Raw genomic sequence first — 17,913 nt, forward strand, 5'->3', positions numbered from 1 at the left:
CGTTTGCTCGCGGCCCTCAACGCTTCCGGCAACCCTAACTTCGCTGTGCGGAACTGGTTCCTGACGGCTTGGCACTGCCGCGGCCCGGCACAAACGGCGCTTGCTGAATCGGGTTCCCGGCGGCACAGTCGTCGGGGGGTAGGAACGCAGGGCGGCCATGATCACGATGTCACATTCCGCGACGATCGGCGCAGAGGCGCATGCCGCGCCGAAGGCCAAGGTGCGCAACCTGTCGCTCGACCGCGCCCGCACCTTCCTGACGCTGGTGGTGCTGCTGCACCACGCCGTCATTCCTTACACCCATTTTGGTCACACCGATCCGGCGTCCTGGATCGGTTTCGACGTCGTCGTGCTCGCCACCGACAGCTTCTTCATGGCGATGTTCTTCTTCCTGTCCGGCCTGTTCACCTGGCCGGGCATTGCGCGCAAGGCGCCGTCGGTCTTCCTGCGCGACCGCCTGCTGCGGCTCGGGCTGCCGTTCGTGATCGCGGCTCTCACCGTCATCCCGCTCGCCTATTACGCGATCGCGCTGCGGCAGGATCCGGAGCTGAGCTTCGCTTCGTTCTGGTGGAAGACGGTCACGGTGGGTCCCTGGCCGAGCGGCCCGATCTGGTTCGTGTGGGTGCTGCTGGCGTTCGACCTGACCGCGAGCCTGCTCTACCGGGTCTCGGCGCATCTGGTCGATCCCGGCAACCGCGTCTCGCTGCGCGGATTTGAGCAGCCCGCCGTGTTCTGGCTGATGCTCGCCGCCGTGAGCGTCATCGTCTATCTGCCCGCGCTGGTCTATTTCGGTACCAACAAATGGTTCGAGTTCGGGCCGTTCTCGGTGCAGGCGAGCCGCATCCTGCTCTACTTCGCCTATTTCTTCATCGGCGCCAGCGTCGGCGCGGCGAATTTCGATCGCGGCATCCTGAGCGCCGAGGGGCAACTGCCGAAGAGCCGCTGGCTATGGGTGATCATTACGCTGATCCCCTACTGCCTGATGTGGTGCATGATCTACATCAAGCGGGAGATCCTCGGTAATCCCGGTCACCTGCCGCACTGGTACCATGTGTTCTACGGCACGTTCTTCGTATTGTTCTCGGCCTCGATCCTGCTCGCGATCCTCGCCTTCTTCCTGCATTCGAAGGCGCCGGGCCCGACCCTGCTCGACCGCATGCAGGCGGATGCCTACGGCATGTTCCTGGTGCACTACCCGATCGCGCTGTGGATCCAGTACGCGCTGTACGACTACGGGCTGCCCGCGATCGTCAAGGCCGCGATCGGCTTCGTGCTCACGGTGATCCTGAGCTGGGGCCTGACGGCGGGCTTACGGAAGATTCCAGGCGCCTCGCACGTGTTGTGACCGACGTCATTCCGGGGCGCTCGAGAGCGCGGACCCGGAATCTCGAGATTCTCAGGTGCGCAAGGGCGCACCGGAGTTCGATGCTACGCATCGCCCCGGATTGACTATCAGGCCGCCTTGCCGCCCATATACTCCGGCAGCCAGCGCTCGAATGACTTCCGCAGCGCCTCGATCGTAACCGGCGCCTCGCCCGCGATCGCGATGGCGTCGCCGCCGGTGGTGCCGATGCGTACGCAGGGCACCTCGCAGCCGCGCATCTTGGCAAGCACGCGGCCGGCTTCGGTTTCCGGCACGGTGACGAGATAGCGCGCCTGGTCCTCACCGAACCAATAGGCCTGCGAGACCAGCGAAGTCGGCGCCGCCAGCAGCTTTGCGCCGATGCCGCCCGCCATCGCCATCTCGGCGAGTGCGATCAGAAGACCGCCGTCGGAGAGGTCGTGCACCGCGGTCGCGGTGCCCGCATGGATCATGCCGCGCACGCAATCGCCATTGCGCTTCTCGGCGGCGAGATCGACCGGCGGCGGCGCGCCTTCCTCACGACCGCAGATGTCGCGCAGATAGACGGACTGGCCGAGCCAGCCGTGGGTTTCGCCGATCAAGAGGATCGCCTCGCCTTCGGCCTTGAAGGCGAGCGAGGCCGACTTGGTGAAGTCGTCGAGCAGGCCGACGCCGCCGATCGAGGGTGTCGGCAGGATCGCGCGGCCATTGGTCTCGTTGTAGAGCGAGACGTTGCCGGAGACGACCGGGAAGTCGAGCGTGCGGCAGGCTTCCGAGATGCCCTTCAGGCAGCCGACGAACTGGCCCATGATTTCGGGCCGCTCCGGATTGCCGAAGTTGAGGTTGTCGGTGATCGCGAGCGGCTTGCCGCCGACCGCGGTGATGTTGCGCCAGGCTTCCGCCACCGCCTGCTTGCCGCCCTCGAACGGGTCCGCCTCGCAATAGCGCGGCGTGACGTCGACGGCGAGCGCCAGCCCCTTCGGCCCGTCCTGCACGCGCACCACGGCGGCATCGCCGCCCGGGCGCTGCATGGTGTTGCCGAGGATGACGTGGTCGTACTGCTCCCAGACCCAGCGCTTAGAGCACATATCCGGCGTGCCGATCAGCTTCTCCAGGGCAGCGCCGACGGCCATTGGCGCCGGCACTTCGCGCGCATGCACGATCGGCAGCGCGGCTGACGGGATGTGCGGGCGGTCATAGACCGGCGCCTCGTCGCCGAGCTCCTTGATCGGAAGGTCGGCCATGACGTCGCCGCCATGCTTGACGACGAAGCGCTTGCTCGGCGTCGTGTAGCCGACGATCGCAAAATCGAGCCCCCACTTCGTGAAGATCTCCTCGGCTTCCTTTTCCTTCTCGGGCTTGAGCACCATGAGCATGCGCTCCTGGCTCTCCGAGAGCATCATCTCGTAGGCGCTCATGCCGGTCTCGCGGGTCGGCACCGCGTCGAGATCGAGATCGACGCCGAGGTCGCCCTTGGCACCCATCTCGACCGCCGAGCAGGTCAGGCCGGCCGCACCCATGTCCTGGATCGCGATGACGCAGCCCTTCTCCATGATCTCGAGGCAGGCTTCGAGCAGCAGCTTCTCGGCGAAGGGATCGCCGACCTGCACGGTCGGGCGCTTCTCCTCGGACTTGTCGTCGAACTCGGCCGAGGCCATCGAGGCGCCGTGGATGCCGTCGCGCCCCGTTTTGGAGCCGAGATAGACGATCGGCATGTTCACGCCGGAGGCGGCCGCATAGAAGATCTTGTCGGCATCGGCGAGGCCCACCGCCATCGCGTTGACGAGGATGTTGCCGTCATAGCGGGTGTGGAAGCGCACCTGGCCGCCCACCGTCGGCACGCCGAAGGAATTGCCGTAGCCGCCGACACCGGCGACGACGCCGGAGACCAGATGCCGCGTCTTGGCATGCTCGGGCGCACCGAAGCTCAGCGCATTGAGGCAGGCGATCGGGCGTGCCCCCATGGTGAAGACGTCGCGCAAGATGCCGCCGACGCCGGTGGTCGCGCCCTGATAGGGCTCGATGTAGCTCGGGTGGTTGTGGCTCTCCATCTTGAAGACCACGGCCTGGCCGTCGCCGATGTCGATCACGCCGGCATTCTCGCCGGGGCCCTGGATCACCCAGGGCGCCTTGGTCGGCAGGCCGCGCAGATGGATGCGCGAGGATTTGTACGAGCAGTGCTCGTTCCACATCGCCGAGAAGATGCCGAGCTCGGTGAAGGTCGGCTCCCGCCCGATCAGCTTCAGGATGCGCTCATATTCGTCGGGCTTGAGCCCGTGGGCGGCAACCAGTTCAGGGGTGATCTTGGGTTCGTTCTTCATGGATTCGGGGCTTTCGGCGGCGGTTTGGCCGTTCTTAGGAACATCGGATGGCTTCGAAAAGCCCTTTATGACGCATTTTCCCGCTGTCCCACGTTTTGCGGCCGGTGGCCTTGCGGGAACAGGAATTGCACTGCGGGATCGGATCGGATTTAAGGGCTAAAGACCCGTAATTGAAGGCCCATTTCCTTGCACGAATTGACCAAAACGGCCGCTTCCCCCCGCCCCGACCTGCATGTCGCCACGGAAGGGGAATTTGCGGGCTGGCAAACCTGGATCCGCGACAGCTTTGAGACCCATGTCGGCCCCTTCTGGCACCGCCTGGAGGCGGACGGCAGCGTCCGCTGCGCCTTCCGGGTCGAAAAGAAGCACCTGAACGGCTCCGGCAACGTCCATGGCGGCTGCTTCATGGCCTTCGCCGACTATTGCCTGTTCGCGATCGGCCGCCACGCCCTGAACGGCAAAGGCGTGACCGTCAATTTCGGCTGTGAATTCCTCGATGCGGGCCACGAGGGCGAGCTGATCGAGTGCACCGGCGAGGTCACCCGCGCCGGCAATTCGCTGATCTTCCTGCGCGGGCAGATGCGGAGCGGCGAGCGCCTCCTGTTCACCTTCTCCGGCACGATCAAGCGGGCGAAGTGGAAGTCGGCACCTCCGCCAAACGCATAGCTCACGCCTTCCCTTCCGGCGCCCCCTCGCCCAGACTTCGGCTCGCGCGGTCGCGCCGGGGAGCCAGAACAAGGTGCCGCAGAGCACATCGCCGACGGGGCGCGCAGCGGCCTCGGTATTGCCGTCCAAGCCCGCCGCCGGCGCGCGCAGCTGGCGCGACTACGCGCTGCTGCTCGCGCTGGCCTGCTGCTGGAGCTCGACCTATCCGCTGGCCAAGCTGGCGCTTCCCACCATCCCGCCCATCACCTTCATCTCGGCACGCTCGCTGATCGCGGCCGCGTTCCTGTTCGCGATCCTGTGGATGCGCGGCACGAGGATTCCCACCGACGCAAAAGCCTGGAAGCTGTTCGCGACCCAGCAGTTGATCAATTCGACCTTCCCGTTTCTGATCATCACCTGGGCGCAGCAATATGTGCCGGCCTCGAACACGGTGGTGCTGGCCTCGACCACGCCGATCTTCGCTTTCCTGATCACACGCCACGAGCCGGCGACGCTGCTCAAGCTCGCGGGCGCGATTTTGGGACTCGCCGGCACAATCGCCATCATTGGGCTCGACGCGCTCCGCGGCTTTGGAAGTGACATCATCGCCGAGATCGCGATCCTGCTCGCTACCATCTCCTTTGCCTGCGCCACGATCTTCGGCCTGCGGCTGTCCGAATACGACCCGATGGTGGTGGCCGCCGGCTCGCTCTTGTTCGGCGGTCTCGTGCTGTTGCCGCCCGCGGTGATCATCGATCAGCCCTGGACGCTGCATCCGACGCCGACCGCGATCGTGGCCACCATCGTCATGGGGCTCGTCTCCAGCGCGCTCGGATTGATGCTGTTCTACGTCTGCCTCGGCCGGCTCGGCACGCTGACGACAAACGCGCAAGGCTATTTGCGCATCCCGATCGGCGTCGGACTTTCCGTTCTGCTGCTCGGCGAGAGCGTGCCGTCGAACCTGGCGCTGGGGCTATTGCTGGTGATGGCCGGCGTCGCCGCGATGACGGTGCCGGCGGAGCGGCTGAAGGGGCGGTAGCGTAAAAGGCCGTGCCTGGCTTCACCCGCCTGCATGGCGCGGGCCGAGGCCGCGCCACTGTCCATGACATGGGCGCAGTCCCGGTCGCCGCCGGTTTCCTTCGGGTCAGATACGCCTATCAAGCAGCCATGTTCGGTTGCCGGAACGCCGCTTCCATCTCGCGGCGCACCCGCACGGCAAGACTGTCGGGATCGTACTCCACGTCCTCCCATTTCAGGCGCTGACCTTGCTCGATATTGGTCTTGAGCTTGACATGGTGGGCGAGGCCGAGCGGCAAGTAACCCTGCTTCAGTGAAGCGTCGGCAGGGGTCTGCTTGCCCCAGACGCAGAAGCCGCCCTCGCCATCGAGCATCTCGCCGGCCTTCAGCTTGCGCTTGGCGGTCGCGACGACGTCCGAATTGAATACGATCGGCGCACCCGTCGGCTCCTTGCGCAACGCCGCGGAGGCGACGGAGATTCCGAGCTCCAGCCCGATCATGTGGATCGGGCGGTACAGCGAGGCATATTTGCCGGTCTTGTCCGGCAGCATGCTGTATTCGCGGAAGCATTCCTCGGAATAGGCGCTGTCGGTCTCGAATACGACATAGGTCCCCATCACGAGGCTCTGCGGCACGTCGGAGCCGTCACGATAGACCGAGGACGTGACCTCGGTGACGCCCGACTTCTCCAGCATGCCGCCGTCGGCTTTCGGCTTGCAGATCTCGGCGTGCTCGAACCGTGTCGCCGGCGGGAACGACAGGCCCTCGCTCTGCGCATGCAGCCCGGTCGCATTACACACGGCCGTCATCTCGATGCCCGACTTGGTGCCGTCGACGAAGGAGTTGAACATCTTCGGGTTGATCGAGTTGCGATCCTTGATCTTCATGTATTTGTCGAGGATGTCCCAGACCGTATCCGGCGTCGACTGGTGATAGGTCGGGTGGTAGCGCGTGCCCTTGCCGGCCGCGACGACCTTGAAGCCGGCCGCGCGCGCCCAATCGACATGATCTGCGATTAGCGCCGGCTGATCGCCCCAGGCGAGTGAATAGACGACGCCGGCCTGCTTTGCCTTGCGCGCCAGAATGGGGCCCGCGACCGCGTCCGCCTCGACATTGACCATCACGATGTGCTTGCCGTTCTCGATCGCCTTCATCGCGAAGCGGATGCCGGCACCAGGATCGCCGGTCGCCTCGATGATCACCTCGATCGCCGGATGGGTGATCAGCGCGTCGGCGTTGTCGGTGACGACGGTGCCACCGTGCTTGAGCGCGTCGTCGATGGAGGTTGCCGCGTATTGCTCTTCCGGCCAGCAACCAAGCTTGAGTTGAGCGCGGGCGCGGGCAGTGTTCAAATCGGCGACACCGACGAGATGCATGCCGTCGGTCTGGCGCACCTGGGACAGGAACATCAGCCCGAATTTTCCGGCTCCGATCAGGCCAATGGTAACAGGCTTGCCGGCTGCCTTGCGTTCCAGCAGCATGCGATGGAGATTCATCTGGATTTCCTTGAAATGTTTCCTCGGGTGACGGCGTTGTTGCAGCCGTGACGTCCGGCCGCGCTCGCCTTGTACGGAAACGTTAGGCAGCGGCGAATCCGAGGGCAATTCAGATTATCTGCGGCGACGATGTAGGCACGCTAAACAATCGACGTGCCCTGCTGCGCGCTCCAGGCGTCGCGTTCCCCGCGCAGCCAGTCGAGGAAGGTCCGGGTCTTGCGGTGGCGCAGATGACCGTGCGGGCAGACGATCCACTGCGTGGTCAGCGCGACCTCCGGCGGATTCTTCACGGGGCAGACCAGCCGCCCGTCGCGTAATTCGCGCCAGGCCAGCAGCTCGCTTTCCAGCCCGATGCCGAGGCCGTCGACGGCGGCGTCGATCGCCATGTGGCTGCGGTCGAACAGCACGCGCTTCCAGCGTTCCGCAGGCTCGATGCCGGCCTCCGTAAACCAGCGGGGCCATTGCATCTGCGATTTCACCGAATGGATCAGCCGGTGCTCGAGCAGGTCCCGGGCTGCGAGGCTGCCCGCCGCGAAGAACGAGGGTGCGCACAACGGAAAGAAGCGCTCCTTGCCGAGGCTTTCGACGAACAGGCCGGGCCAGCCGCCTTCGCCGTGGCGGATCTCCAGGTCGACATTCTCCTTGCGAAAATCGGTCGGCTCGTTGGTGCCGTCGAGTCGCAATTCGATGTCCGGATTGGCGTCGACGAAGCTGGCAAGCCGCGGCAGCAGCCATTTACTCGATACACTCGGCGCTGCGCGCACCGTCAGCGTGGTGGCGGAGCGGATGCCACGGACATGCCGTGTCACGTCGGTGACGTGCTCGATCTCGCGGCTGATCATCTCGAAATAGCGCTCGCCGGCCTCGGTCAGCGTGATGTTGCGCCCGACGCGCGAAGTCAGCGCCGTGCCGAGATGCAGCTCCAGCGCCTGGATCTGCTGGCTGACGGCCGACGGCGTCACCCGCAATTCGTCCGCCGCACGGGAAATGCTGCCCGCGCGCGCCACCGCGTGGAAGACGATGATGGCGCGGAACGGTATCTGCATCAGAAAACCTTTTAGGCCAGCTAAAGTGACGGCGAATATAATTCAATTGTCGCCCATGGCCAGCGATCTAGGCTTGGCTCAAGGCAATCCGCGACAGACGGGTGCCATCGAGGAAACAGGACGGCGCCGAGCGCCGGCTCGCCCCGGGGGAAGGAACGCAAGACCAGCCCTTTCACCAGACAAGCGATTTTGACGGCACCGGCGCAGCCAGGCCTGCGCGCGGCAACGAGCACGTGCGCCGGCAAAGGCGCCACACGAGACCATCAGGGAGGACCAACGATGTCGGGCAAGCGCCACAGGATCTCACGCCGCAACTTCATGGTGGCGGCTGCCGCCGTTCCACTGGTCGCCATTCGCACCAGGCCGGCGCAGGCCGCGGAGTTCGAATACAAGCTCGCCACCGGCCAGTCGCTGACACAGCCGATCAACACCCGCCTCGATCAGGCCGCAAAGCGGATCAGGGAGGCGAGTGGCGGCCGGCTGGAGATCAAATTCTTTCCGGCCTCGCAGCTCGGCTCGGACACCGACCTGTTGACCCAGATCCGCAGCGGCGGCGTCGATTTCCTCAACATCGCCGGCTCCGTGCTGTCGACGGTGGCGCCGATCGCCGGCATCGCCAATGTCGGCTTCGCATTCTCGGACTACGGTCAGGTCTGGAATGCGATGGACGGCGACCTCGGCAAGCTGATCGCAAGCCAGATCGAGAAAACCGGCGCGCTGGTGATGGCCAAGCCCGCCGACAACACGTTCCGGCAGATTTCCTCGTTCACCAAGCCGATCAAGACGCCGGCCGATCTCGCCGGCTACCGCATCCGCGTGCCGGTATCGCCGATCTTCACCTCGCTGTTCAAATCGCTGGGCGCCAACCCGACCTCGATCAACTTCAACGAATTGTACACGGCACTTCAAACCCATCTCGTGGACGGCCAGGAGAACGGCCTCGTTACCATCGAGGCCGGCAAGATCTACGAGGTGCAGAAATACATCTCCGAGACCAACCACATCTGGGATCCCTTCTTCATCCTCGGCAACCGCCGCTCGGTGAAGGCGCTGCCCGACGAGTTGCAGGGGATCGTCCGGCGTGAATTCGACCAGGCCGCAATGGAGCAGCGCGCCGACACCGCCAAGCTCAATATGACACTGAAGGACCAGCTGGTCGCCAAGGGCATCACCTTCGAGGCCTCCGACAAGGAGGCGTTCCGCAAGGGGCTGTCGACGGCCGGCTTCTACAAGGAATGGCGCGGGAAGTTCGGCGAGGACAATTGGAAGACGCTGGAGGCCGCGGCCGGAGCACTGGCATGAGCGCCGTGATCGACATGCAGGAAACGGCGAGGCTCGGCAAAGCGGAGCCGTTGCCCGGACGCTGGCTGGAGCAGTCGCTGCGCTGGCTGGTGGAAGTTCCGGCCGCGATCGCCGTTGTCGCCGAGGTCATCATCCTGTTCGCCGGCATCGTCGCGCGCGGAGTCTTCCACCGGCCGATCATCTGGTCGGACGAGCTCGCCTCCATCCTGTTCCTGTGGCTGGCGATGCTGGGCAGCGCGATCGCGGTGCAGCGCTCGGCGCACATGCGCCTGACCTTCTTCACCTCGTACCTGTCGCCGCGCGCCGAGGCCTGGGCCTCGACGCTCGCGGCCGGCGGGGTAGCGCTGTTTCTCGCGATCATCCTGCATCCCGCGCTGGACTATGTGGAGGACCAGGCCTTCGTCGAGACGCCGGCGCTCGGCTGGTCAGGCATGGTCCGCGCTGCGGCCATCCCGGCCGGCTGCATCATCGCGCTCGCCAGCATCTGCCTCACCCTGGTCAAGCGGTCGGCGAAGGACCTGCTCGGCGTCGCCGTCCTGTTCGCGGCGATGGCCGGCGTGCTCTATCTCGCAGGTCCCTCGCTGAAGTCACTCGGCAACTGGAATTTGCTGATCTTCTTCGTCGGCCTGCTCGGATGCGCCGTGATGGCGGGCGTGCCGATCGCGTTTTCCTTCTGTCTTGCGACCGTCGCCTTCCTGCTGACCACGACACGGACGCCGCTCCTGGTCGTCGTCGGACGGATCGACGAGGGCATGAGCTCATTGATCCTGCTCGCGGTGCCGCTGTTCGTGCTGCTGGGACAGCTGGTCGAGCAGACCGGCATGGCGCGCGTCATGGTCGCGTTCCTCGCCTCCGTGCTCGGCCATGTCCGCGGCGGACTGTCCTACGTGATGCTCGGTGCCATGCTGCTGGTCTCGGGCATCTCCGGCTCCAAGACCGCCGACATGGCTGCGATCGCGCCGGTGCTGTTTCCCGAGATGCGCAAGCGAGGCATGAAGGATGGAGAGCTGGTCTCGCTGCTTGCGGCGTCGGGCGCGATGAGCGAGACCATTCCGCCGTCGATCGTGCTAATCGCGATCGCCTCCGTCACCGGCGTGTCGATCGCGGCGCTGTTCACCGCTGGCATCCTGCCGGGGATCGTGCTGGCGATCGTGCTCGGCTTCGTCGCGCGCTATCGGGCGGGCGCGGAGGAGAATGCAGCGATCAGGGTCGCGCGGGCACCCATGTCGGTCGTGGCAAAGACGTTGTGGGCCGCGCTCCCGGCCCTGGCCTTGCCGTTCCTGATCCGCAGCGCGGTGGTGGAGGGCTATGCGACCGCTACCGAAGTTTCGACCATCGGCATCGCCTATTGCCTCGTGCTCGGCCTGATCGTCTATCGCGGCAGCCTGACCTGGAAGAATGTGCTGCCGATGCTGGTGCAGACCGCCTCGCTGTCCGGCTCGATCCTGTTCATCGTGGGGGCTGCGAGCGCGATGGCCTGGGCGCTGGCGCAATCCGGCTTCTCGCATGATCTGGCCGCGCGCATGGCCGGCGTGCCCGGCGGCGCCTGGGGCTTCCTGCTGATCTCGGTGGTGGCCTTCATCGTGCTCGGCAGCGTGCTGGAGGGCATCCCGGCGATCGTGCTGTTCGGCCCGCTGCTGTTTCCGGTGGCTGCGCAGTTCGGCATCCACGAGGTGCATTATGCCATGGTGGTGATTTTGGCGATGGGCCTCGGCCTGTTCGCACCGCCATTCGGCCTTTGCTACTACGCCGCCTGCATCATCGGCAACGTTCCGCCTGACGCAGGCATGCGCAGGATCTGGTTCTATCTCGCCTGGCTGTTCCTCGGCCTGCTGCTGATCACCTTCGTGCCCTGGATATCGCTGGTGTTTCTATGAGGCTCGCAAGTGAGGCCGTTCCGCGCGGCACCTTCCGTCAAGCCGAAATCTGCTTCTCTGCGATGTTCAGCCATTCGGCCTGCGCGTCGCGCAGATATTTTGGCGCGCGGCGCATCTGGATCAGGAGCTCGTTGAAGACGACGCGCGCCTCCTGGGTGCGGCCGACCATCTGCAGCAGCATGCCGTAGCGCACCCGCGCTTCGGCGCCGGGGAAATAGCCGGCGACGGCGTGATATTCCTCCAGCGCCTCGTCGAGCCGGCCGACCTCCGCAAGCGCGCGGGCATAGAGCAGATGCGCGTCGGCGGAGTCGAAATCAGGCCATTGCTTCTGCAGATCGTCCAGCGTCGCCAGCGCATCGGCCGGGCGCTTGGCTGAAAACTCGGCCTGCGCCTTGCCGAGCGCATAGGCGGGATCGTGGCCCATCGGCAGCGCCAGGATGTGATCGTAGTGCTGCTCGGCTTCACCATAGCGGCCGATCTTCGTGCACTCTTCCGCGAGCGCCGCACGGTTGGCGATGGTATCGGTGACAGCCAGCCGGTCAGACAGCTCGCGATAACGCTTCTCGGGATCGAGCCGGTTGGCGACGCGCTGGCGCGCCTGCCGTGCGCCGGGGCTCGAAAACCATTCCGGGATGAGCTCGACCGCGATATAGGCGAGCGCGCCCATCATCGGCACCAGCAGGATGATGAAAGCCCAGGGCCGCAACCGCCCGGTACGCGAGGCGTGATAGATCAGCGTGAGATCGAGCAGCAGAACGATCAAAGCGACGGGCATGTGACATCCACGAGCACAACGACAGCGCAGGCCTCCTGATATCGCAACCGCCGCGTTGAGACAACTTAGAGTTGCTGCCCTGTGCTGAAATCCGCGACATCCGATGCATGCGCCTTGATGGCGACGAGGATTCAGTCGTCCTGAACGCGATGGAGGTTCACGAGGGAATCGGCATCATGCGCGGCAAACTGCATCGAGCAGCAATCCGCTCGCCAATTGTCGAAACGCGTCCACGGCCTTGTTCAGCACGGTTCTCGGATCGTCGGCTGCGGCGACCCATAAAGCGGCACTGAGCGCGGCGCCGTTCAGCAATCGCCCCGCCGCTTCAACATCCACGGGCTTCACCACCTTCTCCTCGATCAGTGACCGGATCGTTCGCATGGTGATATCCAGGCAGGCATTCTCGCCGGGCCACTTGGATGGATCGCCGAGTACGGCAGGCCCATCCAGAAGCATGATGCGCTGAATTTCAGGATCGAGCGCCATTTCGATATAGGCACTGCCCTCTGCGAGCAGGCCTTGCCACAAGGTGGGCGCTTGCTCGCGGATCGCCCGCAGCCGTTCCGCCATTTCGCCATCGATCTGCTCGACCACGGCCCAGAGCAGCCCCTTCTTGTCTTCGAAATTGTGATAGAGCGCGCCCCGCGTCAGCCCGACCGAGGCCGTCAGCTCATCCATCGACGCGTCTGCATAACCCTGCGTGGCGAACGCCCTGCGCGCGGCGCGGATGAGCTTGGCCCGATTTTCCGCCATGGCTGCGGCCCGCTTTCCCTCGACCATGCTCGCTCCGTTTTCCTATTGACATACGTCGCGTATGTGAGAAAGAAGCTCACATACGAAGCGTATATGAACGATGTCGCGGCCGGCACCGCAAGGCAATTCGGCCGCCTGCCCTCTATTCTTTCGAAAGGCTCAAAACATGCTCCAACGCGAGGCAATCTTCCCCGCCAACCGCCATGCGCTTTACCAAGCGCATCGGTATTCCCCAGCGATCCGCTCCGGCGACCTGCTCTTCGTTTCGGGGCAGGTCGGCAGTCGTGACGACGGCTCACCCGAGCCGGTGTTCGAGGACCAGGTCCGGCGTGCCTTTGCCAATTTGCGCGCCGTGCTCGCAGCTGCAGGATGCACCCTGGACGATGTGGTGGATGTCACCACGTTTCACACCGACCCTGAAAAGCAGATCGAGACCGTGATGGCCGTCCGCAGCGCGGAAATCGGTGATGCCCCGTATCCGAACTGGACAGCTGTTGGCGTGAATTGGCTTGCCGGGTTCGACTTCGAGATCAAGGTCGTCGCCCGGATTCCTTCAGCCGCGTAAAGCCGTCTCCCGCCTATGCGGGAGCCGCCTACGGCTTGGCGTCATCAGCCAGCATCTTGCGATACTTCTCGACATCGCGCGTCACGAGCTTTTGCAAGACCTCGGGCGTATGCTCATCGGGATCGGGCGCAACCGTCGAGAGGTCCGCAAACCGCTTCTTCACCGCTTCGGTCTCGACCGCGGTGCGCGCGGCAGCATTCAGCTTGGCGATGATGGCCGGCGGCGTGCCCTTGGGCGCGAACAGGCCGTTCCAGCCTTGCGCTTCGAAATCAGGCAGACCGGCTTCAGCCGACGTCGGCAGATCCGGCAGCGTCGCGAGCCGCACCGTTGAGCCGACGACCAGCCCCTTCACCAGCTTCTCGTTGATCGACTGCGAGACGGAAGCCGCGGCGTCGCAGACGCCGTCGATCTGGCTGCCGACCGCATCGGTGAGCGCGGGCGCGGCGCCGCGATAGCCGACCAGTGTCGCGTCGATTCCCGCCGCGGTGACGAAGCTCTTGCAGATCAGGTAATTCGAGGAGCCGACGCCGGCATGGCCGAGATTGATCTTGCCCGGATTGGCCTTGGCGTAAGCGATGAACTCGTTCAAATTCTTCGCCGGAAAATCCTTGCGCAGCGCGATGATGCCAAACGTCTTCGCCACCATGGCGATCGGCACGAAGGAGTCGGGCGTGAACGGCAGTTTTGGATAGATCGTGTAGGTCGCGGCATTGGTGCCGGCATTGCCGATCGCGATGGTGTAGCCATCAGGCTCGGCGCGGGAGGCGCGAGCCAGCGCGGTCGAGCCGCCGGCGCCCGCAACGTTCTCGATCACGATGGTCTGGCCGAGCGCGATGCCCATCTGCTCGGCGACCGTGCGCGCGATCACGTCCGAGGTGCCGCCGGCCGCGAACGGCACGATCATGGTGATCGGACGCTTGGGGAAATCCTGCGCGAATGCGGCCGTTGCAAACGCAACGACGGCAATGGCGGCTGACAGCCGCTTCACCACGAACGAGATCACGCGGCCTTTTCCAGATGTGCGGTGAGGCCGGCGAACAGGCCGCGGCCGTCGGTGCAGCCCATGATGGCTTCGACGTGGTTTTCCGGATGCGGCATCATGCCGAGCACGTTGCCCCTGTCGTTGACGATCCCGGCGATCGACTGCGCGGCGCCGTTGATGTTGCTGATGTCGTCGATGCTGCCGTCAGCCGCGCAGTAGCGATAGAGCACCCTGCCCTCGCCTTCGAGCCGCCTGATGGTCTCTTCGTCCGCCGCGTAATTGCCCTCGCCATGGGCGACGGGCACACGGATCACCTGACCGGCATTGTAGCCGCGCGTGAACGGCGTGTCGGAGCGCTCGACGCGCAGATGCACGTCCTTGCAGATGAATTTCAGCCGCGCATTGCGCATCAGGATGCCCGGCAGCAGGCCGGACTCGCAGAGGATCTGGAAGCCGTTGCAGACGCCGAGCACGAGCCCGCCCTTGGCCGCATAGTCGCGCACCGCGTCCATCACCGGCGAGCGCGCCGCGATCGCCCCGCAGCGAAGATAGTCGCCGTAGGAAAAGCCGCCCGGCACGACGACGAGGTCGGTGCCCGACGGCAGCGACGTCTCGGCGTGCCAGACCATCGCCGGCTCATGGCCCGAGATCAGCCTCAGCGCGCGCGCCATGTCGCGCTCGCGGTTGATTCCGGGAAAGACGAGGATGGCGGCTTTCATGTTCGGGTTCCGGCGGTGCTGGGAATCGGGCTGGCCGAAGGGCCAATTCGCGAAGAGACATAGCCATTTGACGGGGATTTTACCAGTGCTAGCCTTGCCGGGCGGCCTTGTACACAGGCCATAGCCACGGCACTTTGCCCGACGATCTTGCCCGGGATTGAAGCCATGAACGTCCCGTCGCGGCCCGCATTCCCCTCCGAGCCGGTGTCCACCGAAGGCGTCGTCGCTGCCGGCGCCTATGTCGACGGAAGGCGCGTTGCCAACATCGCCATCAGCGAAGCGTCGAGCTGGCGGGCCAAGCCCGGCCACGTGGTCTGGATCGGCCTGCATGAGCCCGACATGGCGCTGCTCGGCGCCGTGCAGAAGCAGTTCGACCTGCACGAGCTCGCGATCGAGGACGCCAACCACGCCCATCAGCGGCCCAAGATCGAGCAATATGGCGAGGCCCTGTTCATCGTGGCGCGCACCGCGCAACTGATCGAAGGCCGCATCGCCTTCGGCGAGACCCACATCTTCGTCGGCGACGGCTATCTGGTCTCGGTGCGCCACGGCGCCTCGACATCCTACACGCCGGTGCGCGAACGCTGCGAAAGCTGCCCGCGGGCGCTCGCCCGCGGCGAGGACTACATCCTCTATGCCATTCTCGATTTCATCGTCGATAATTACTCGCCCGTGCTGGAGAGCATCCACGAAGAGGTCGAGGGCATCGAGGACGACGTGCTCGCCCACGCGATCACCAATGCGCAGATCGAGCGGCTCTACATGCTGCGCCGTGACCTGCTACGGCTCCGCAACGCGATCGGACCGCTGGTGGAGGTCTGCCGCCGGCTCGAGCACGACGAGCTGTCGATGGTGCGCGCGACGATGCAGCCCCTGTTCCGCGACGTTACCGACCACGTCAGGAACATCCAGGAGCGCATCGATTCCATGCGCGAGGTGCTGGCCTTCGCCTTCGAGGCGAGCCTCCTGGTCGGCCAGGCGCAGGAGACGGCGGTCTCGAAGAGGCTCGCCTCTTGGCTCGCGATCCTTGCCGTCCCGACCGCCGTCGCCGGCATCTATGGGATGAACTTCAAATACATCCCCGAGCTGCAGTGGGAATACAGCTACTTTGTCGTCATGGGGCTAATGGCGCTCGCCTGCGTCGGCCTGTACTGGCGCTTCCGCCGCGTCGGCTGGCTGTGAGGCGAGGCCGCCTGGTCGACATCGCGACCAGGCTCCTCGGTAGACTTATACGATCTCGACCCGATAATTCTCGATCACGGTGTTCGCCAAGAGCTTGTCGGCGGCGTCCTTCAGCACCGCTTCCGCCTTGGCCTTGTCGGCGCCGGCGAGCTCGATGTCGAACACCTTGCCCTGGCGGACGCTGGCGACGCCATCGACGCCGAGCGACTTCAGCGCGCCTTCGATGGCCTTGCCTTGCGGGTCGAGGATGCCCGTCTTCAGGGTAACGGTAACACGTGCCTTCACGTCAAAATCCTCTTCAGCTCTTCACCAGCACGGGACCCGTGCCCTGCGGACGCTCGTTCTCCATGAGGATGCCGAGGCGCTTGGCGACTTCCGTGTAGGCCTCGAGCAGGCCACCGAGGTCGCGGCGGAAACGGTCCTTGTCGAGCTTCTCGTTCGACTTGATGTCCCACAGACGGCAGCTGTCCGGCGAGATCTCGTCGGCGACGATGATGCGCATCATCTCGTTCTCGAACAGCCGGCCGCACTCCATCTTGAAGTCGACGAGGCGGATGCCGATGCCGAGGAAGAGGCCGGTGAGGAAGTCGTTGACGCGAATGGCGAGCGCCATGATGTCGTCGATCTCCTGCGGCGTCGCCCAGCCGAACGCGGTGATGTGCTCTTCCGACACCATGGGGTCGTTGAGCTGGTCGTTCTTGTAATAGAACTCGATGATCGAGCGCGGCAGCTGCGTGCCCTCCTCGATGCCGAGGCGCTGCGACAGCGAGCCGGCGGCGACGTTCCGCACCACCACCTCCAGCGGCACGATCTCGACCTCGCGAATCAGCTGCTCGCGCATGTTGAGGCGGCGGATGAAATGGGTCGGCACCCCGATGTCGTTGAGGTGCTGAAACAGGTACTCCGAGATCCGGTTGTTGAGGACACCCTTGCCCTCGATCACCTGGTGCTTCTTGGCATTGAACGCGGTGGCGTCGTCCTTGAAGTGCTGGATCAGGGTGCCGGGCTCGGGACCTTCATAGAGTACCTTTGCCTTGCCTTCATAAATGCGACGCCGACGGCTCATGGGGATGTACCGTGTTTTGTTGAAATCCATGTATTTGGTGTGCTCCGGTTACCAGGTTACGACCCACAGCGGAGCTGCCGTGAACGGCCCGGAACCCATCTGAAACCCAAGGAAAACCTGAGGAAACAGAACGGGAACTAAGCCTTCAGGCAACCTATCCGATTGGCTGTCGCAGCACAATCGATCCGGCTTGTCCGAGGCTGACTTATACCGCCTTGCCTGCGGCTTAACGGCTCGTTGTTTTGCCGATTCCTGCCCTCTATCTAGGCATGCGCATGGGCCCCCGCAACGAGGCTGACCGGGCCCGGAAAGCTAAGGAATTGGAAGAGGCATGAGCGAAATCAACAAGCGCCAGGAAGGCTTTGAGAAGAAGTTCGCCCTCGACGAGGAGCAGAAATTCAAGGCGGAAGCCCGCCGCAACCGGCTGCTCGGGCTGTGGGCGGCCGAAAAGCTCGGAATCACCGGCGAGGCCGCCACCGCCTATGCCAAGGAGGTCGTCGCGGCCGATTTCGAGGAGGCCGGCGATGGCGACGTCCTGCGCAAGGTCATGGGCGATTTCGCCGCCAAGAACGTGGCCGTCACCGAGCAGGCGATTCGGACCAAGATGAGCGAGCTGCTCGCGGTCGCGGCCGCCGAGGTGAAAGCCGGGACATAGCCCCCGAAAGCATGATCCGGAAAAGTGCGTAGCGGTTTTCCCTCGCGACAAACGCGTAACGCGTTTGCGCGGAGATCATGCGCAAACCACAAGCTAAAGCGCGATGACGATTCATCCTGATCGCATCGCGCTTGAGATCGACCAACGACGCGTGGCGAAGACAGCAGCTC

The 17,913-nt window shown here is 64.7% G+C and carries 17 protein-coding genes; 8 read left to right on the forward strand and 9 right to left on the reverse strand.

Annotated elements, in window-relative coordinates; all coding sequences use genetic code 11:
- Positions 1-157 precede the first annotated feature (157 nt).
- Positions 158-1,345 carry an acyltransferase family protein gene (locus tag WN72_RS31300; RefSeq protein WP_027560240.1) on the forward strand — a complete coding sequence of 396 codons (1,188 nt, stop codon included), beginning with the start codon at positions 158-160 and terminating at the stop codon, positions 1,343-1,345.
- 107 nt (positions 1,346-1,452) lie between these two features.
- On the opposite strand, the gene purL is transcribed toward WN72_RS31300, so the two are convergent.
- Positions 1,453-3,663 carry a phosphoribosylformylglycinamidine synthase subunit PurL gene (gene purL, locus WN72_RS31305; RefSeq protein WP_092213489.1) on the reverse strand — a complete coding sequence of 737 codons (2,211 nt, stop codon included), beginning with the start codon at positions 3,661-3,663 and terminating at the stop codon, positions 1,453-1,455.
- A 186-nt stretch (positions 3,664-3,849) separates the two neighbouring features.
- Between purL and WN72_RS31310 the strand changes: the two genes are divergently transcribed.
- Both WN72_RS31310 and WN72_RS31315 read left to right on the forward strand, forming a co-directional pair.
- Complete coding sequence (locus WN72_RS31310) at positions 3,850-4,329, forward strand: PaaI family thioesterase (RefSeq protein WP_167380658.1); 480 nt, start codon at positions 3,850-3,852, stop codon at positions 4,327-4,329.
- A 73-nt stretch (positions 4,330-4,402) separates the two neighbouring features.
- On the forward strand, positions 4,403-5,347 hold the full coding sequence (locus WN72_RS31315; protein ID WP_092213487.1) for a DMT family transporter: 945 nt from the start codon (positions 4,403-4,405) through the stop codon (positions 5,345-5,347).
- A 118-nt stretch (positions 5,348-5,465) separates the two neighbouring features.
- On the opposite strand, the gene WN72_RS31320 is transcribed toward WN72_RS31315, so the two are convergent.
- Both WN72_RS31320 and WN72_RS31325 read right to left on the reverse strand, forming a co-directional pair.
- On the reverse strand, positions 5,466-6,821 hold the full coding sequence (locus tag WN72_RS31320) for an NAD(P)H-dependent oxidoreductase (RefSeq protein WP_092213485.1): 1,356 nt from the start codon (positions 6,819-6,821) through the stop codon (positions 5,466-5,468).
- Positions 6,822-6,961: 140 nt separating this feature from the next.
- Entirely contained in the window at positions 6,962-7,867 is a 906-nt protein-coding gene (locus WN72_RS31325; RefSeq protein ID WP_027560245.1) for a LysR substrate-binding domain-containing protein, read from the reverse strand.
- 279 nt (positions 7,868-8,146) lie between these two features.
- Between WN72_RS31325 and WN72_RS31330 the strand changes: the two genes are divergently transcribed.
- Positions 8,147-9,169 carry a TRAP transporter substrate-binding protein gene (locus WN72_RS31330; RefSeq protein ID WP_027560246.1) on the forward strand — a complete coding sequence of 341 codons (1,023 nt, stop codon included), beginning with the start codon at positions 8,147-8,149 and terminating at the stop codon, positions 9,167-9,169.
- A gap of 14 nt (positions 9,170-9,183) precedes the next feature.
- Positions 9,184-11,046: a TRAP transporter large permease gene (locus WN72_RS31335; RefSeq protein WP_167380681.1), complete on the forward strand. Its 1,863-nt coding sequence runs from the start codon at positions 9,184-9,186 to the stop codon at positions 11,044-11,046.
- A 37-nt stretch (positions 11,047-11,083) separates the two neighbouring features.
- Here the strand turns inward: WN72_RS31335 and WN72_RS31340 are convergent, their stop codons facing one another.
- Together WN72_RS31340 and WN72_RS31345 are read right to left on the reverse strand one after the other, a co-directional pair.
- On the reverse strand, positions 11,084-11,821 hold the full coding sequence (locus WN72_RS31340; protein WP_027560248.1) for a tetratricopeptide repeat protein: 738 nt from the start codon (positions 11,819-11,821) through the stop codon (positions 11,084-11,086).
- 174 nt (positions 11,822-11,995) lie between these two features.
- Positions 11,996-12,601: a TetR/AcrR family transcriptional regulator gene (locus tag WN72_RS31345; RefSeq protein ID WP_027560249.1), complete on the reverse strand. Its 606-nt coding sequence runs from the start codon at positions 12,599-12,601 to the stop codon at positions 11,996-11,998.
- A gap of 139 nt (positions 12,602-12,740) precedes the next feature.
- On the opposite strand from WN72_RS31345, the gene WN72_RS31350 reads away from it, so the two are divergent.
- Positions 12,741-13,139, forward strand: coding sequence for a RidA family protein (locus tag WN72_RS31350; protein WP_027560250.1), 399 nt, complete (start codon positions 12,741-12,743; stop codon positions 13,137-13,139).
- A gap of 28 nt (positions 13,140-13,167) precedes the next feature.
- Here WN72_RS31350 and WN72_RS31355 read toward each other — a convergent pair whose 3' ends face one another.
- Both WN72_RS31355 and purQ read right to left on the reverse strand, forming a co-directional pair.
- Entirely contained in the window at positions 13,168-14,142 is a 975-nt protein-coding gene (locus WN72_RS31355) for a tripartite tricarboxylate transporter substrate binding protein BugD (RefSeq protein WP_092213481.1), read from the reverse strand.
- The gene (gene purQ, locus WN72_RS31360; RefSeq protein ID WP_092213479.1) at positions 14,139-14,840 is read right to left on the reverse strand and encodes a phosphoribosylformylglycinamidine synthase subunit PurQ; all 702 of its coding nucleotides are present in this window, start codon (positions 14,838-14,840) and stop codon (positions 14,139-14,141) included. The genes WN72_RS31355 and purQ overlap by 4 nt, the downstream gene beginning before the upstream one ends.
- A 165-nt stretch (positions 14,841-15,005) precedes the next feature.
- Here purQ and WN72_RS31365 point away from each other — a divergent pair, with 165 nt between their 5' ends.
- Positions 15,006-16,022, forward strand: a complete 1,017-nt coding sequence (locus WN72_RS31365; RefSeq protein ID WP_092213477.1) for a magnesium and cobalt transport protein CorA — start codon at positions 15,006-15,008, stop codon at positions 16,020-16,022.
- Between the two features lie 45 nt (positions 16,023-16,067).
- On the opposite strand, the gene purS is transcribed toward WN72_RS31365, so the two are convergent.
- Together purS and purC are read right to left on the reverse strand one after the other, a co-directional pair.
- The gene (purS, locus tag WN72_RS31370; protein WP_027560254.1) at positions 16,068-16,307 is read right to left on the reverse strand and encodes a phosphoribosylformylglycinamidine synthase subunit PurS; all 240 of its coding nucleotides are present in this window, start codon (positions 16,305-16,307) and stop codon (positions 16,068-16,070) included.
- A gap of 13 nt (positions 16,308-16,320) precedes the next feature.
- Positions 16,321-17,088, reverse strand: a complete 768-nt coding sequence (gene purC / locus WN72_RS31375) for a phosphoribosylaminoimidazolesuccinocarboxamide synthase (protein WP_172782948.1) — start codon at positions 17,086-17,088, stop codon at positions 16,321-16,323.
- Positions 17,089-17,419: 331 nt separating this feature from the next.
- On the opposite strand from purC, the gene WN72_RS31380 reads away from it, so the two are divergent.
- Positions 17,420-17,743, forward strand: a complete 324-nt coding sequence (locus WN72_RS31380) for a DUF1476 domain-containing protein (protein ID WP_027560255.1) — start codon at positions 17,420-17,422, stop codon at positions 17,741-17,743.
- Positions 17,744-17,913: the final 170 nt, after the last annotated feature.

The organism is Bradyrhizobium arachidis (assembly GCF_015291705.1).
Lineage (GTDB): Bacteria > Pseudomonadota > Alphaproteobacteria > Rhizobiales > Xanthobacteraceae > Bradyrhizobium > Bradyrhizobium arachidis.

Bases quoted from the DNA above. Each gene is read 5' to 3' on its own strand.
- purC (WP_172782948.1), bottom strand. From the start codon at position 17,088: ATGAGCCGTCGGCGTCGCATTTATGAAGGCAAGGCAAAGGTACTCTAT.
- WN72_RS31320 (WP_092213485.1), bottom strand. From the start codon at position 6,821: ATGAATCTCCATCGCATGCTGCTGGAACGCAAGGCAGCCGGCAAGCCT.
- WN72_RS31335 (WP_167380681.1), top strand. From the start codon at position 9,184: ATGCAGGAAACGGCGAGGCTCGGCAAAGCGGAGCCGTTGCCCGGACGC.
- WN72_RS31365 (WP_092213477.1), top strand. From the start codon at position 15,006: ATGAACGTCCCGTCGCGGCCCGCATTCCCCTCCGAGCCGGTGTCCACC.
- WN72_RS31300 (WP_027560240.1), top strand. From the start codon at position 158: ATGATCACGATGTCACATTCCGCGACGATCGGCGCAGAGGCGCATGCC.
- WN72_RS31380 (WP_027560255.1), top strand. From the start codon at position 17,420: ATGAGCGAAATCAACAAGCGCCAGGAAGGCTTTGAGAAGAAGTTCGCC.
- purQ (WP_092213479.1), bottom strand. From the start codon at position 14,840: ATGAAAGCCGCCATCCTCGTCTTTCCCGGAATCAACCGCGAGCGCGAC.
- WN72_RS31340 (WP_027560248.1), bottom strand. From the start codon at position 11,821: ATGCCCGTCGCTTTGATCGTTCTGCTGCTCGATCTCACGCTGATCTAT.
- WN72_RS31350 (WP_027560250.1), top strand. From the start codon at position 12,741: ATGCTCCAACGCGAGGCAATCTTCCCCGCCAACCGCCATGCGCTTTAC.
- WN72_RS31330 (WP_027560246.1), top strand. From the start codon at position 8,147: ATGTCGGGCAAGCGCCACAGGATCTCACGCCGCAACTTCATGGTGGCG.
- purL (WP_092213489.1), bottom strand. From the start codon at position 3,663: ATGAAGAACGAACCCAAGATCACCCCTGAACTGGTTGCCGCCCACGGG.
- WN72_RS31325 (WP_027560245.1), bottom strand. From the start codon at position 7,867: ATGCAGATACCGTTCCGCGCCATCATCGTCTTCCACGCGGTGGCGCGC.
- WN72_RS31345 (WP_027560249.1), bottom strand. From the start codon at position 12,601: ATGGTCGAGGGAAAGCGGGCCGCAGCCATGGCGGAAAATCGGGCCAAG.